Annotated in this window: 9 protein-coding genes; 6 read left to right on the top strand and 3 right to left on the bottom strand. The window is 37.6% G+C overall.

The window, feature by feature from the left end:
* Positions 1-206: 206 nt before the first annotated feature.
* The 4 genes from LPC23_RS02585 (at position 207) to LPC23_RS02570 (ending at position 12,130) form a co-directional block, all read left to right on the top strand.
* On the top strand, positions 207-6,017 hold the full coding sequence (locus tag LPC23_RS02585; RefSeq protein WP_229330873.1) for a T9SS type B sorting domain-containing protein: 5,811 nt from the start codon (positions 207-209) through the stop codon (positions 6,015-6,017).
* A 29-nt stretch (positions 6,018-6,046) separates the two neighbouring features.
* Positions 6,047-6,937 (top strand): PorP/SprF family type IX secretion system membrane protein, encoded by an 891-nt coding sequence (locus LPC23_RS02580; protein ID WP_229330871.1) that lies wholly within the window; start codon positions 6,047-6,049, stop codon positions 6,935-6,937.
* Positions 6,938-7,294: 357 nt separating this feature from the next.
* The gene (locus tag LPC23_RS02575; RefSeq protein ID WP_229330869.1) at positions 7,295-11,227 is read left to right on the top strand and encodes a T9SS type B sorting domain-containing protein; all 3,933 of its coding nucleotides are present in this window, start codon (positions 7,295-7,297) and stop codon (positions 11,225-11,227) included.
* 21 nt (positions 11,228-11,248) lie between these two features.
* Positions 11,249-12,130 (top strand): PorP/SprF family type IX secretion system membrane protein, encoded by an 882-nt coding sequence (locus tag LPC23_RS02570; RefSeq protein WP_229330867.1) that lies wholly within the window; start codon positions 11,249-11,251, stop codon positions 12,128-12,130.
* 53 nt (positions 12,131-12,183) lie between these two features.
* Here LPC23_RS02570 and LPC23_RS02565 read toward each other — a convergent pair whose 3' ends face one another.
* The 3 genes from LPC23_RS02565 to LPC23_RS02555 are packed head-to-tail and all read right to left on the bottom strand — an operon-like array spanning position 12,184 to position 14,244.
* The gene (locus tag LPC23_RS02565) at positions 12,184-12,696 is read right to left on the bottom strand and encodes an acyl-CoA thioesterase (protein ID WP_229326224.1); all 513 of its coding nucleotides are present in this window, start codon (positions 12,694-12,696) and stop codon (positions 12,184-12,186) included.
* 10 nt (positions 12,697-12,706) lie between these two features.
* Positions 12,707-13,090 (bottom strand): DoxX family protein, encoded by a 384-nt coding sequence (locus tag LPC23_RS02560; RefSeq protein ID WP_229330865.1) that lies wholly within the window; start codon positions 13,088-13,090, stop codon positions 12,707-12,709.
* Between the two features lie 5 nt (positions 13,091-13,095).
* Entirely contained in the window at positions 13,096-14,244 is a 1,149-nt protein-coding gene (locus LPC23_RS02555) for a DNA polymerase III subunit (protein WP_229330863.1), read from the bottom strand.
* Between the two features lie 295 nt (positions 14,245-14,539).
* Here LPC23_RS02555 and LPC23_RS02550 point away from each other — a divergent pair, with 295 nt between their 5' ends.
* Positions 14,540-14,983, top strand: coding sequence for a hypothetical protein (locus LPC23_RS02550; RefSeq protein WP_229330861.1), 444 nt, complete (start codon positions 14,540-14,542; stop codon positions 14,981-14,983).
* 71 nt (positions 14,984-15,054) lie between these two features.
* Entirely contained in the window at positions 15,055-16,344 is a 1,290-nt protein-coding gene (locus LPC23_RS02545) for a hypothetical protein (RefSeq protein ID WP_229330859.1), read from the top strand.
* Positions 16,345-16,380 lie beyond the last annotated feature (36 nt).

The raw sequence follows: 16,380 nt of genomic DNA, 5'->3' as shown, positions 1-16,380 counted from the left end.
AAATTTAGGGCTTTTGCATAAAAGTTAAATTTGTCCTTAAAATTATTTTTCTTGACAAAGTTTATAAAAAAACGAAAAAAGCGGCCATTCTTATATCATATTTTTGCCCCAAAACACTTATAAAAAATGATTCACCCCACAAAGACTGTATTATTATTATGAAAAAATTACTTTTCTCAAAAGGCAAGTTTCAAAATTTATACTTATTGTTTATAATATTTGCCACAACATTTTCTCACGGACAGAACCTAAATTATTCTATGACTTGGTATAATGTTAGTGGAAGTTATGCAGGTAATAGTTTTACAAATCAACCTTTGACATTGACTTTTTTGAATGTTGCATCAAATAGAGTTACTCCATGGTCTATAAGCCCTTCAAATCTTGAGGTTGTGTTTTTTAACGGGCAAGATGTTAAAGTAACATTGGGAAATATTTTAAACAATGCATCATTAGACAATTTAGCTGGCAATTCTGTAAGCGTAATGGCTACTCCAAATGATATTTGGATTGGTGCAGTTGCTTTTTCTCGGTATAATTCTGATAGAGGAAAAATAGGTGGTTTTTCTCCTAATCCCGCTACGAATTCTAAATTAATAACCGCTTGGAGTTCTAATGCAAGTAACGCAACAATTTTTTCCGATTATTCAAATAATACTTTTCGGATTAACGGGTCTTTTCTTTTAATTAATAGCACTAGTTCTTCTACTGGTCGATGGGTTTCATTTACGGGTTCAGTTCCACAAGCACCTACCAGCTTAGTTGCAACTCCGGGTAATGGACAGCTTGAAATCGCATTCACACCAGGATCAGATGGCGGTTCGTCAATAACTAATTACGAATATACAATTAACGGAGGTTCAACATGGGTAGCTTTAAATCCAGTAGATACTACTTCTCCAGTTACTATCTCTGGATTGACCAATGGCACCTCCTATACAGTGTCACTTAGAGCACTCAATATATTGGGAGCTAGTATAGGAAGTGCTTCAGTTACTTCAACTCCTGTTACTGTTCCATCCGCTCCTACAAATCTTATAGCAACTCGTGGTAATGGTGAACTTTCAATCAGTTTTACGCCGGGAAACAATGGAGGGAGCGCAATAACTAATTACGAATATACAACAAATGGAGGTACAACTTGGATTCCACTTAATCCAGTAGACTCAGCCTCTCCTGTAACTATTCCAGGCTTGACTAACGGACTAGCTTATACGGTAGCACTTCGAGCGGTGAATGCATTAGGTTTTAGTGTTTCTAGTGCAACAGTTAACTCAACACCCCCAACAATTTCATCGTTTACACCTACATCTGGAGCAATAGGCTCTCCAGTTGTAATTACAGGAACTGATTTTACCGGTGCCACTACCGTTAGTTTTAATGGAACTAATGCGACTAGTTTCACTGTAAACTCTGCTACACAAATTACAGCAAGAATACCTGTAGGAGCTACCACAGGAGCCATTTCGGTTACTACCCCTGGCGGCACGGTAACAAGTACTACAAACATTACTATTGGTGGCGAAGTGTTACTGGAGTATCCATTCAACAACTCATTAGCACCCTCAATTGGAACGGGATCTGCAACAATTACATCTCCTGGCACCACAACTATTTTAGGGGCTAATAGCGTGTGTACAGACACTGATTGGAATAGTATTGTTAGAACGGCAGCTATTCCATTATCAAGTTTTAATGCTAATGCGTTTCAATTTGATGTAGATTTTAGTTTACCTTCCCTTCCATCAACAACCAGTTTTTTATTAAATTCTTCCAATTCAGGAAGAGATTTTGGAGTAAAAGTTTCAAATTTGGGGCGTTTAAGTGTTTTTTATCGAACTACTTTCCTTCAGGATATAGACTCTCAATTTACGAATGTTCAATTAGTACCCAATACCAATTATAATTTATCGGTACAATTCATAGCCAATACAATTCGGATGAGATTGAATGGGAATTTAGTCTTGGTGGTTGATGTGGCTGATGGGTTAGCTGTTCCTTCTAATCCTTCATTTATTTTTGGAGACGGTTTTGCTGCTAGATTACCAATGAGCGCTTGTATAGATAATTTTAGATTCATTAAAGATCCGCTACCATTTCCTTTTACTGATCAATTGGTTATTTCGCCTACTGCTTTTAGTTCTTTTGAAGCCTGTGTGAATAGACCCTCAGCGGCTCAAACTTTTAGTGTTTCAGGAACAAATCTTTCTAATAATTCGGTTGTAATTAGAGCGCCTAATAGAATATATGAAATTTCTCAAAATGGTACTAGCTTTAGTACTAATCCTATTACTTTAACTGCTAGTGCAGGCACATTGAATCCTACAACTATTCATGTACGTGTTATAAGCAATCCAACAGCAGCAGTATTGTCTCCAACCCTAGATAGAATTCTTAATATAGAAGTAGGTTCCAGTAACCCGTTATATAGAAAATCCTATATTTTACAAGGAAACATATCGGCTCAATCACCCACGATAAGCGGATCTAATTCAGTAATGGCAGGGGACAGCTCAACATTAACAGCTACCACTACTCCTGCAAATTCAAATGTATGGGTCTCATCTAATACCGCTGTAGCTTCAATATCCAATACAGGAGTAGTTACGGGAATAAGTCCAGGATCAACAACGATTACCTATACTAATGCCAGTGGTTGTACAGCTACTCAAACAATAACAGTGGTAACAGGAACCACTCAACCTCCGGTATTAAACTCTCCTGCTGCAAATACAACAGGTGCTACTACTTTAAACATAAATTATAGCTTGCCCGAAATTCCTTTAGCAGGCTCGGTAAGATTAACTTTTACACCAACTGCTGGAGGGGCTCCAATTGTCTGGACCATGACTAATACCACATCTGTAAGTTTTTCACATGTTGTTGGTACTAATCCATTAACAGTGAATCCAAACAATGTAGTTGCGGGTGGAACATTATCATTTACTACTTATAATTTAACACTAAGTTATCAGGATGCTAATGGAAATCCAGTGGCTCAAGTAACCAATGCTAATATTCAAACTTTGGCCCCACCAAGCATTAGTTTTGTCTCAACGACTCATAACGCAGTGGTGAATAGGGCGATTAGTTTAGCAACAATTAACTCGGGAGGTGCTGCTACATTTACTATTGTTCCAGCTTTACCGACGGGTGTAGTACTAAATAGTAGCACGGGTTTAATTTCAGGAACTCCAACAGCGATTATGTCAAGTCGTTTATATACAGTTACAGCAACGAATGCTGCTGGTAGCGGTTCAGCCACTTTTACTTTATTTATTGATAGTGATTTGGATAATGATGGCATTGGAGACACCACGGATCCTGATATAGATGGAGACGGAGTGCCTAATACAGTTGAAATACAGGAAGGGACAAGTCCAACCAATCCAAATGATAAGAAAGATACTGACCGCGATGGCGTTCCAGATTATGTTGAGCTTCAACAAGGCACTAACCCAACTAATCCGAATGATGCTAGGGATACTGATGGTGATGGTGTTCCAGATTATGTTGAAATCCAACAAGGAACTAATACAACCAATCCAGGAGATGTAAAAGATACTGACGGCGATGGTGTGCCGGATTATGTTGAGGTACAACAAGGAACCAATCCAACCAATCCAGGAGATGTAAAAGATACTGATGGCGATGGTATTGCAGATTATATTGAAATACAACAAGGCACTAATCCAAACACTCCAGGGGATTCTTTACTAGACACCGATGGCGACGGAGTACCAGATTATATCGAAATATTACAAGGTACCAATCCAAACGCTCCAGGGGATCAATTAATAGATACCGATGGTGATGGTGTTCCAGATTATGTTGAAGTACAACAAGGAACTAATCCAACCAATCCAGGAGATCTAAAAGATACTGACGGCGATGGTGTGCCGGATTATGTTGAGGCACAACAAGGCACTAATCCTAATTTGCCAGGAGATGTAAAAGATACTGATGGCGATGGTATTGTAGATTATATTGAAGTACAACAAGGAACCAATCCAAACGCTCCAGGAGATTCTTTACTAGATACCGATGGCGACGGAGTACCAGATTATATCGAAATATTACAAGGTACTAATCCAAACGCTCCAGGGGATCAATTAATAGATACCGATGGTGATGGTGTTCCAGATTATGTTGAAGTACAACAAGGCACCAATCCAAACAATCCAAATGATGCGAGAGACAGGGATGGTGATGGTGTTCCGGATTATGTTGAAATCCAACAAGGAACTAATCCAACCAATCCAGGAGATGTAAAAGATACTGATGGCGATGGTATTGCAGATTATATTGAAGTACAACAAGGTACCAATCCAAACGCTCCAGGGGATCAATTAATAGATACCGATGGCGATGGAGTACCAGATTATATCGAAATATTACAAGGTACCAATCCAAACGCTCCAGGGGATCAATTAATAGATACTGATGGCGATGGTGTTCCAGATTATGTTGAAGTACAACAAGGCACCAATCCAAACCATCCAAATGATGCGAGAGACAGGGATGGTGATGGTGTTCCGGATTATGTTGAAATCCAACAAGGAACTAATCCAACCAATCCAGGAGATGTAAAAGATACTGATGGCGATGGTATTGCAGATTATATTGAAGTACAACAAGGTACCAATCCAAACGCTCCAGGGGATCAATTAATAGACACCGATGGCGATGGAGTACCAGATTATATAGAAATATTACAAGGTACCAATCCAAACGCTCCAGGGGATCAATTAATAGATACCGATGGCGATGGTGTTCCAGACTTTGTAGAAGTTCAACAAGGTACCAGTCCAAATCTTCCAGGAGATACAGTTGATACTGATGGCGATGGCATTCCTAATTATGTTGAAATCCAACAAGGCACCAATCCAAATACTCCAGGAGATCAAGTAATAGATACTGACGGCGATGGTGTTCCAGATTATGTTGAGGTACAACAAGGCACTAATCCTAATTTACCAGGTGATGGTAGAGATACCGATGGCGATGGTATTCCAGATTATGTTGAGAACTTACAAGGAACAAACCCAAATACTCCAGGTGATTCATTAATTGACACTGATGGCGATGGTGTACCAGATTATGTTGAAGTACAACAAGGCTCAGATCCAAACAACCCGAATGATTCTATAGATACAGATGGTGATGGTGTTCCAGATTATGTTGAGGTACAACAAGGTACGAATCCCAACGCACCTAGTGACGCAAGAGATACTGATGGTGACGGGACTCCTGATTTTATAGAACAACAAGAAGGAACTAACCCCAATAACCCATTTGATTTTAAAGACGATGATGGCGACGGCATATCGAATTATGAAGAAGGGTATAATTTCCAAAACCCAAACCAGTCTATAGATACCGATGGCGATGGTATAGCAGATTATAGAGATTCAGATTCAGATGGCGATACTATTTTAGATGTTAATGATGCCTTCCCATTAGATAAAAATGAATGGAAAGATACCGATGGCGATGGTAGAGGAGATAATGCCGATACTGACGATGATAATGATGGTATACTAGACGTTTGCGATGTGGATGTCAATGGCGATGGTATTCCAGATAATGGAGTTGATATGGATGGTGATGGTATTATTGATAGTTGTGATCCAGACCGCGATGGCGACGGAGTGAACAACACCTCAGACAATTGTCCAGACACACCTAACAGAGATCAAGCCGACAGAGATCGCGATGGTCTTGGTAATGTTTGCGATACCATAGAACTCAACGTTATGGAAGGATTAACTCCAAACGGAGATGGTATTAATGATACTTGGGTTATCTACAATATAGAAAACCATCCAGGATCAATTGTACGTGTATATAATACGAATGGTAAACAAGTATTTTATTCAGCTAATTATAAAAATGATTGGAATGGAAACTACCAAGGTAGCAGCGAAATGCTTCCTGTTGGGTCGTATATGTTCCAAATTGATTTAGACGGTGATGGTACAATAGATTCGCAAGGGTGGATGTACATTTCAAAATAAAACCAAAGTAAAAAGAAACACACAGAATAATGAAACCATTACACAATATAGTTACAATACTAGTACTTCTAATTAGTAGTACTGTTCTGGCACAACAAGAAACTGTTTACACGTTTTACCGCCAACATATGAATTTAGTGAATCCAGCTTATGCAGGAGTGGATAGTATAACAGTAGTGTCGAGCACTTTGAGAAAGCAGTGGACGGGAATTGCCAACGCTCCTGAAACGCAAGCCATATCCTTTGGAACGAGCTTAGGAAAGAAACTAGGATTTGGTATGACTGTTATTAACGATCAAACCTTCATTGAAAAACAAACCTTTGTGAGTTTGGATTTTTCATACAAACTAAAAATGAGTGAAACCGCCGATGTCTATTTTGGAATCAAAGCAGGAGGTAGCTCGTATAATGTGAACACACTAGGTTTAGAGACCTACAATGTACAATCGGATCCAGCTCTAGCAGCGATAAGTACTTTTAATCCTAATGTGGGAGTAGGTGCTTTGTATAAAGAAGGACCGATGTATGTGTCTTTATCGATTCCAAGATTATTAAACACGAAGAAAGCTACCAACGATGCTGGCTATGCCAGCGTAGCTACTGATAGTCCGCATATTTTTTTGAGCGGAGGATATGATGTCCCACTCGATGGAGAATTATCAACCTTCATCTTAAAACCCTCTGCCATGTTGCGTTATGTAAGTGGCGCCCCATTGTCCTTGGATTTGACAGCAATGCTACAAATTGACAAAACCTTTGAATTAGGCGGGATGTATAGAACTGATAAAGCCTATGCAGCTATGGCAACAGTAGTCATTAGCAAACGACTAGTTTTTGGATTTGCTTACGAGATGAGCGCACGTCCAGAATTAGCCAGAGCGAGAAACACCAATGAGATGCTATTGCAGTTTCGATTTTAAGAAGTCAATAATTTTATATTTAAATCCCTTTTTGTTTTAAAAGGGGATTTTTTTTGGTAGTGTGTGAGCGGATTTTTTTTCTGTGTAGTAAAACTATTGCCAAACATTTTTGTTTAATAATTTTTCTAAATCAATAAACAAAAACACAAACTTTGTCCTATTTTAAGTTTGTTCGGACGTATTTGTCTTGTTTTTCTTCTGTATTTTCTTTTTCTCCTACGAATTTTGCATGTCAATTTAGAGGAACTATTTTTCTTTTGGAAAAAGCCGGAACTCTTTAATGAAGATTCCTTTTCTTACAGCTATTGCTTTTCCCCACGAGCAATGGAGTACTACTAACTTTATTTATTTTATTTTATGAAAAAGATTTTTCTACTCTTTTTGATTTCTTTTTTTGGGGTTAACAGCCAAAATCTGATTAGTGTACCTTTTACCAATGGTTTTGTTGGTGACAATGTCGCTAATAATTCCTCAGATAACGCATATTATTTAAGTGGTGTTTCTGGTTTAGGATGGTCTAATGTTCAATTTACACAGAATTCATCTTCAACTATTTTCGTAGCACAAGGGAATGACATAATAGGAACGGTATTAATTACAGATAGTAATGGTACAGAGCATTCAATTAATGGATTTATTAAATGGAGAACTCCAAGTGGGAATTCACCAACAACACCAGTTTTTCAACCTCAAACAGGAACCAATATTACGCTTTCTACCAATAGCTTTAATGGATCTTCTACCTATACCATTACAGATACTAAATATATTGGGTTAACTTTTAATGGTACATCCTTATCAATTACACCAGTACCAGGAACAGTATCAGGGAATGCTGCTACATCAGGGTTATTAGACACTTTAAATAATTATTTAGCTCTTTTTCCTAAAATTTCTATTCAAGACAAATCAGTTAATGAAAATTCTGGTAGTACTACAATTACGGTAAGTTTGTCGGTTTCCACATCAAACACAGTAACCGTAAATTATACAACAGTCAACGGAACTGCAGTTGCGGGTTCTGATTATACTTCAGCTACAGGAACAATCACCTTTGCTCCAAATGAAACGACCAAAACTATACCAATAACTATTCTAGATGATAATATTGCAGATGCATCAGAAAGTTTTAGCATTGTTTTGTCAGACGCTACAAATGCAGCTATCCTTGACGGAACATCAGTAGTCTCAATTATTGATAATGAATGTACTATTCCAAGCATTTCAGTGAATAACATATCAGTGAATGAAGGAGACGGTTTTGCAGTATTTACGGTGTTAGGACCACTCAATTCTTTTGCTTCCTTGCAATTACAAGATGTTAACGCAAGAGGTTTAGCAGTTGATTATGGTTCTACTTCTGCTTCAACAAATTTAGAATATTCTTCAGACAATGGTTCAACTTGGATAACGTATCAAGACTTTGTTCAATTCACAAGTTGTTCAGGAGTGAAAGTGAGAACACCAATTATTTTAGATAATCTAACAGAATCAAATGAAACCTTTAAACTTTTAGTTAAGCCTTTAGCAGCAAATCCTGGAACAGTTTTTAATGTAAATTATCAAACCATAGATCTAAGCGGGTTAACATTAGTATCAGGAGCAAGCGAAAGCATTAATGCCCAATACTTAAAAACCAATGCCATAACAATTAACTCTCAAGCTATAGATGCGAAAATTACAATTATAGCAAAGTCTAATGTTGGTTCTAATTCAGGAGATTATGTTTTTGATAATGATTCTCCAAACCCTGAAAGGTTTCAGTCTGAAATAAATTCCACATCATTGTCAGGAAGTTTTATAGACTATAAAATAGAGTTTTTTTTAACAGGCACTTCAACACCCGCAGCCTTAACTAATTTTTTTGTTACAGGAGTTGATATTGATGGAGATGAGTATATTGAAATAAGTAATTTTAGTAGTTATACCGTTAATAATCCTACTGGATTAACAATTGGTGTATCTCCTGCAAATTCGAGTAGTACAAGATTTACAGGTATTGGCAATAGTTTAAGTGGTATTTCTTTTGAGAACTCAGCCTCTTTTATGGCTAATTTTGAAAGTCCGTTAACTGAGTTAATTTTTAGAAAAGGGAATTCTGGTTCAACTTCAACCAGATTATTTTCAATGAATTTTGGTAATCGTATAGGTACATTTACTACTCCTAATTTTATTTCTAACAATGATGTTGTAGAAGGGGTGGCAACTATTGTAAATGTTATTGTCAATACGGTTCCTTCAGCACCAACTATTACCGCTATTAGTACGAGCAATGGTTCGGCAACAGTAACATTTACTGCACCTACTTCAAACGGAGGAACACCAATTACCAATTACGAATACACCATAGATGGGACGAACTGGATAGCATTTTCTCCAGTAGACATTAGCTCTCCAGTTACTATAACAGGATTGACTAATGGTACTACATACCCTATTCAGTTGCGAGCAGTAAACGCAATTGGATCAGGAGCACCATCCAATATTTTGTCAGCAACACTAAGTGCGGGATTGGATTCTGATGGTGACGGAGTTATCGATGCAAATGATTTGGACGATGACAACGATGGTATTTTGGACTCAGTAGAAGCAGCAGCTTGTACTCCAAGCTCGGCGACTTGCGATACGGATGGTGACGGCATTATCAACAGTTTGGATTTAGATTCAGATAACGATGGTTTAACCGATGCCAGAGAATCGAATGGCGCAGATGCTAATGGAGATGGAAGAATAGACGGATCAGTAGACGCAAACGGAGTTCCAGTAGCTGCTAATGGCGGTCTAACAGCTCCTGATACAGACAATGATGGTAGCCGAAATCCGTATGATTTAGATTCAGACAACGATAGTTTAACAGATGCTAGAGAATCGAATGGAATAGATACTAATGGAGATGGAAAAATAGATGGACCGATTGATGCGAATGGTATTCCAACAGCAGCCAATGGAGGTTTGACTCCACCAGACACTGATGGTGATGGTACACCAGATTACAGAGATTTGGATTCTGATAATGATGGCATTACAGATGCTGATGAGAAAGGACCAAGTGCTACGCCAAGAGATACTGATGGTGATGGAGTTCCAGATTATAGAGATTTGGATTCTGATAATGATGGCATTACAGATGCTGACGAAAAAGGACCAACTGCTACGCCAAGAGATACAGACGGCGATGGTACACCAGATTACAGAGATTTAGATTCTGATAATGATGCCATTACAGATGCTGACGAGAAAGGACCAACTGCTACGCCAAGAGATACTGATGGCGATGGAGTTCCAGATTATAGAGACTTAGATTCTGATAACGATGGTATTACTGATGCTGACGAGAAAGGGACAGCTTCTACACCAAGAGATACTGATGGTGATGGAGTTCCAGATTATAGAGATTTGGATTCTGATAACGACGGTATTACTGATGCAGACGAGAAAGGACCAACTGCTACGCCAAGAGACACCGACGGCGATGGAATTCCAGATTATAGAGACTTAGATTCAGATAATGATGGCATTACTGATGCCGATGAGAAAGGACCAAGTGCTACACCAAGAGACACCGACGGCGATGGAATTCCAGACTATAGAGATTTGGATTCTGATAACGATGGTATTACTGATGCTCAAGAGAAAGGCACAGGTTCCACACCAAGAGATACTGATGGTGATGGAGTTCCAGATTATAGAGATTTGGATTCTGATAATGACGGAGTTACAGATGCATCAGAAAAAGGTACCGGTTCGGCTCCAAAAGACACCGATGGCGATGGTACACCAGATTACCAAGATTTAGATGCGGATAATGATGGCATTGCAGATAGCCTTGATAATTGTCCTTTGGTTGCAAATCCAAATCAATTGGATAACGATAAAGATGGATTGGGAGATGTATGTGATTCAGATGATGATAATGACGGTGTTTTTGACTCAGTAGACAACTGTCCTTTGATTGCGAATGCAAATCAAGCCGACAGAGACAATGATGGTCAAGGAGATGTTTGTGATACCATAGAATTAAATGTATCTGAAGCGATTACACCAAATGGCGATGGAGACAATGATACTTGGGTAATTTATAACATCGAAAACCATCCAGGATCTATTGTAAGAGTATTCAATAGATGGGGTAAAGAAGTATTCTATTCTAGAGATTATAAAAACGATTGGGACGGACATTATAAAGATTTCAGTAACAATTTGCCTACTTCAGGATCGTATTATTATCAAATCGACTTGGGTGGCGACGGCACAATAGACCTTAAAGGCTGGTTATATATTACTAAATAATTCCGAAAAAGTACAATTAAGATGAAAACATTCAAACATATAATACTCCTTGTATTATTTTTTTCCACTAGCATCGTAGTGGCACAACAAGAAAGTGTATTTGCTTTTTATAAATCACATATGAATTTAGTCAACCCTGCTAATGCTGGGATGAATAATGAAACCTTTTTAACTAGTTCGCTTCGCAAACAATGGACTGGAGTAGAAGATGCTCCAGAAACACAAACTGTTTCTTATGGAACTCCAGTGGGGAAGAATATGGGAATTGGATTTACGGTAGTGAATGACAAAACCTTTATTGAGAAAGAAACCTTTGTTGGGGCTGATTTTTCATATAAAATTCAAATGGACGAAACGATGGATTTGTATTTAGGAATCAAAGCAGGAGGAAATTTTTATAACATTAACACCACAGGTTTACAAACCTACAATGTTAGAGCAGACCAAGCTTTGGGCTCAGTGAGTACATTTAATCCAAATTTTGGAGTTGGAGCCGTTTTAAGAAAAGACAAATGGTATGCTTCCTTATCTGTTCCAAGACTACTTAATACGACAAAAGCGGTTAATGAATTTGGCAATGCCATTTCAGCAACAGACAGACCTCATTTATATGCAAGTGGAGGGTATGATTTTGTATTGGATCCTACCTTTGTATTAAAACCATCTGTTATGCTACGTTATGTAAACGGCGCTCCAATTTCAGTTGATTTGACGGCGATGTTGCAAATTGAAAACAACTTTGAAATAGGGGGGATGTATAGAACAGACCAAGCTTATGCAGCCATGAGTACGATTCGATTAAGTAAGCGATTTGTTTTTGGATTTGCTTACGAAATGAGTACGAGACCAACACTAGCTGCAGCAAGAAACACCAACGAGATTTTGTTACAGTTTCAATTTTAAAAGGTATAATGCTATTTTCAAAAAATCCCCTTTTGTTTTAAAAGGGGATTTTTTTATTCGGTAAACAAGGCTTTTAGTTCGGTAGCTTCGCTGGGTTTCATTTTGCCCGCCAAGACCAAACTGAGTTGCTTGCGGCGTAAGGCGGCATCATAACGTTGTTGCTCTAATTCGGTTTCAGGGATAATGCCAGGAACCTCAACAGGTTTTCCGGTGGCATCTACTGCAACAAAGGTATAAATGGCCTCCATCGTTTTGGTTTTGTTCCCCGAAGATCGGTCTTCAATCCATACATCGATATAAATTTCCATGGAACTGTTGAACGAACGGGAAACTTTGGCTTCAATAGTTACTACACTTCCCAATGGGATTGACTTGGTAAAAGCAACATGATTCACAGATGCAGTCACACATACATTGCGAGAATGTCGTTGTGCTGCAATACTAGCGGCTCTATCCATTCGGGCGAGTAATTCTCCACCAAAAAGATTATTCAAATGATTGGTTTCACTTGGCAAAACCAAATCGGTTAAAATCGCTAAAGATTCAGAAGGCGTTTTTGGTGTCATTTGGATGTATTTAGTTGAGCCAATATACGGCCATTACGGCAGGAATAAAATAAATTACAATAGTTCGTGCTCCGTCATAATCTTTGGCTAAGCGCTGTCCTACTAAAAGCATTAATAGGGTGATACAAGAAAAAACGGCTCCGTAATAACCGAAAACTCTCCCGCTATTTAAGAGCAATTCAATCACTCCAACGCAGCATAAAATAGCCGAAATCAATTCTAAAACGAGCACATGTAAAAGTGCTAAAGGAACATGGTTTTTCAAAGGTGTTTTAGCAAAATGTCCAGATAACCAGGCGACATTGTCTTTCCAATTGAAAAGTTTGTCATAACCAGATTGCAAAAAGGTGATTGTTAAAAACACCAAAATAAGGATAGAAGCAGTATTATTCATAAGGACTATTTTTTATGTATTAATCGAGTTAATTTTATAGACAGATCAGTCAAAATAATCTTAGCATTACCGTTGCGTTCTATATGGTACATCGCATCGGACAATTCTTTGAAAATTTCCTGAATATTATTTCCATTCACAAATGGCGCAAAATTAGCCAATTGAAATTTTTCCACATTCGGTTCTAAATAAACCAAACTAGGACTTTCATAGTTAAGCAACAAAGCTTGGCGAAACATTTCGACACAAAAGGATAAAAATTTCTTTTGTGTTTCTCTTCCCAACCCAGCCACTTCATCGCTCCATTGAATTAAATCTTGAATCGCAGCAGCATTGCCTTTTGCTTTAAAAGCCGCACGAACCCAAGTAACAAACCACTCGTCAAAAGGATAACTATTGTCATCGTTTTGCAATAAATGCAAGGCTTTATTGAAATTTCCTTGCGCTTGATGCGCTATAGTAGCAGCCAATTTTGGGTCAATTTGTTTTTGGGCAACCAAAGCCTCTGCAATAGTGTTTTCCGGCAATCCGCCAAAGTGAAGCACTTGACAACGAGATCGAATCGTTTGAATAAGATCTTCTTCTTGCTCCGTTATCAGAATAAAAATGGTTTTTTCAGGCGGTTCTTCAAGAAGTTTAAGTAATTTATTGGAGGCAGGAGTATTCATTTTATCTGCCATCCAAACAATCATAATCTTATAACCCCCCTCATATGATTTTAGGGATAAGGTTTTCAGAATTTCTTGTGCGTCATCAACTCTAATTTCACCTTGTTTATTATTCACTCCCAGTACAGTATACCAATCAAATAAACTGCCGTAAGGGTTTTGAGTGACAAATGCACGCCAATCTCCAATGAAATCAATGCTTTTTGGCTTTGTTTTTACATCCTCAGTAGCTACTGTTGGATAAACAAAATGCAAATCAGGATGCGATAATTTATCAAACTTGAGGTTACAAGATTTATTTTCCCCATTATTTTCCCCGTTTGAATTGTTACATAAAATGTATTGGGCATAGGCAATAGCCATGGGCAATGTTCCGCTTCCTTCGGGACCAACAAACAATTGTGCGTGAGGAATTCGCCCCAAACTAGCGCTCTTAGTCAAGTGACTTTTAATGTATTCTTGTCCTAAAATTTCTGAAAATTGCATAAAGCAAAGATAAGAGAAAATGATGGAGGCCAAAATTTTAGGTTCTAAACTTTTACTTTCAAGCGCCTATTTTTAAGATGGAACATCTAGCTTCTATTCTAAAAAAGAACGATTTAGAATGGAATAACACTAACGGACTTTCCAATACAAACGCGTTTTTTGAAAGAGTCGCCTTTTAAAAACTCAATTATTTTTCGACTAGAACAATTGAAATTTCAAAAAAATGTATACTTTTATGTCCTTGAAGTAGTTTCCCCACCTGCTTTTAAAGATGTTATAACATAAAATAAATATAATGAAAGCAAAAGTATCCCTTATCTGTACGCTTTTTTTGTTCCTATCAGCATTTGCTTTTGGACAAAAAAAAGTAACTCCTAAAAGCATTATCCAACGTAGTGCGTTAATCAGCAAGTACCATGACAACAAAGAATTGTCGTCAATGCCCAAAAAAGAACTTCTAGAGTTGTGCATTGAAAGGGCTTCTGTAATTACCAAAACTTTACCTTATGTTGCTTTGGCAACAAAACCTGGAGTGACACTAGTCGACCTTGGCATTCCAGATGAAGCAGACTATAGAAAACTGCTCGATACACAAGAGGAAGCTACCTTTTCGTATCTAGAAACGACCACTAATTTTCAAAGAAAAATTCTCCCTTATGCAGATAAGAATAAGCTTATTTCTGCTATTTTATTCTATGAAAATTTACTCAAATCGTTACACGAATTTGAGGAACAATAGGCATTAAATTTCCTTTTGTATAAGGATGGTTTTGTAAAGAAACCAATTGTTTCATTTTATCCCAATGCACCATGAAAAATTTTGCACTAACTATAGTCGTATCACTGTTGGTTTATTCTAACGGTACCGCCCAACAAGAAAAAGGAATTATTGGATTTAATAGCTGGCTGAATAATTGGACGGAGTTCAAGCCCAATAAATCAGAATACAACGAACCCAATCAAATCATTACAGGTACAATTGCAGTTGACTCTAAATTGTATAAAAAAAATGTGTATTTGTTAATGGGTAATGTATATGTAACCAATAAAGCAAAATTGACCATTGAACCTGGAACAGTGATCATTGCTGATGCTGAATCTAAAGCATCATTGATTATAACCAAAGGCGCGAGTATTCATGCAGAAGGTACAGAAACCGACCCCATTGTTTTCACCTCCAGCAGGAGCATTAGAAAAGCTGGCGATTGGGGAGGAATTTTACTTTTAGGCGATGCTCCAATTAATAAATTTGGAAACTCTGCCTCAGCTAATTTTGATTTGGATGCTGCATTTACAACCTATGGAGGAAGTAATAGCGCAAGCAATTCAGGTATTTTACGCTATGTGAGAATAGAATTTGCTGGCGCCAAAGTGAAAGGTTTTGGTAATTTTAACGCCTTGTTTTTAGGAGGAGTGGGCAATCAAACCAGTATAGAAAATGTAATGGTAACCAGCTCAGGCGGAGATTCTTTTGAGGTTTTTGGTGGGGATGTCGTTTTGAACAAACTGATTTCGTACAAATGCAGTAGTAACGATTTCAAATTCAATTATGGCGCTCAGGTAAATATTAAAAACTCATTGGTGATTCGTGCGTCCTATTTGCAAAGTAGTTCAGGATCTCGTTGTTTCTATGCGTCTTCCTATGATAAAAAGGAAGAGGTAGATTTCAGCAAGAAATTAACTTCAATAACAGCAACAAATTTGACCTTAGTGAACAATAGTCAAAATATAAAATTAGATATGGGACAAGGCTTGGTCCGCGAAGCTATGTTCATTGCCGAAAACACGAATGTTGATTTTAAACGAACCGTAATTTCTGGATTTAATCCTGCGATAATTTTGGATGAAAAAATTACGATTAATGACGACAATCTTAAAAAATTGAAATTCCAAGAAATGTATTTCAACGCTTGTAAAGGCAATATTTTTTTAGAAAACAATTCAAATAATGAGGATTTAGAAAGTTGGTACGGCAATGCTTCTTTCTTTAATGTGTATTCACAAGGAGAAAATATAGAAACATTTATTGACCCCTTTAATGATAAACGCCCTGATTTTAGATTAAATATTGGTAAAATAACCGCTTCCAAAAATGATTAACTAGTCCCAAAATGCTAATTGAAAGTATCCTAAATA

This window comes from Flavobacterium ammonificans (genome assembly GCF_020885975.1).
GTDB lineage: Bacteria > Bacteroidota > Bacteroidia > Flavobacteriales > Flavobacteriaceae > Flavobacterium > Flavobacterium ammonificans.
This window is presented reverse-complemented; position numbering and strand designations above follow the sequence as displayed.

What these genes read in the sequence shown, in the direction of transcription:
- LPC23_RS02565 (WP_229326224.1), bottom strand. Translation starts at nt 12,696, where the DNA reads ATGACACCAAAAACGCCTTCTGAATCTTTAGCGATTTTAACCGATTTG.
- LPC23_RS02580 (WP_229330871.1), top strand. Translation starts at nt 6,047, where the DNA reads ATGAAACCATTACACAATATAGTTACAATACTAGTACTTCTAATTAGT.
- LPC23_RS02575 (WP_229330869.1), top strand. Translation starts at nt 7,295, where the DNA reads ATGAAAAAGATTTTTCTACTCTTTTTGATTTCTTTTTTTGGGGTTAAC.
- LPC23_RS02570 (WP_229330867.1), top strand. Translation starts at nt 11,249, where the DNA reads ATGAAAACATTCAAACATATAATACTCCTTGTATTATTTTTTTCCACT.
- LPC23_RS02550 (WP_229330861.1), top strand. Translation starts at nt 14,540, where the DNA reads ATGAAAGCAAAAGTATCCCTTATCTGTACGCTTTTTTTGTTCCTATCA.
- LPC23_RS02555 (WP_229330863.1), bottom strand. Translation starts at nt 14,244, where the DNA reads ATGCAATTTTCAGAAATTTTAGGACAAGAATACATTAAAAGTCACTTG.
- LPC23_RS02545 (WP_229330859.1), top strand. Translation starts at nt 15,055, where the DNA reads ATGAAAAATTTTGCACTAACTATAGTCGTATCACTGTTGGTTTATTCT.
- LPC23_RS02560 (WP_229330865.1), bottom strand. Translation starts at nt 13,090, where the DNA reads ATGAATAATACTGCTTCTATCCTTATTTTGGTGTTTTTAACAATCACC.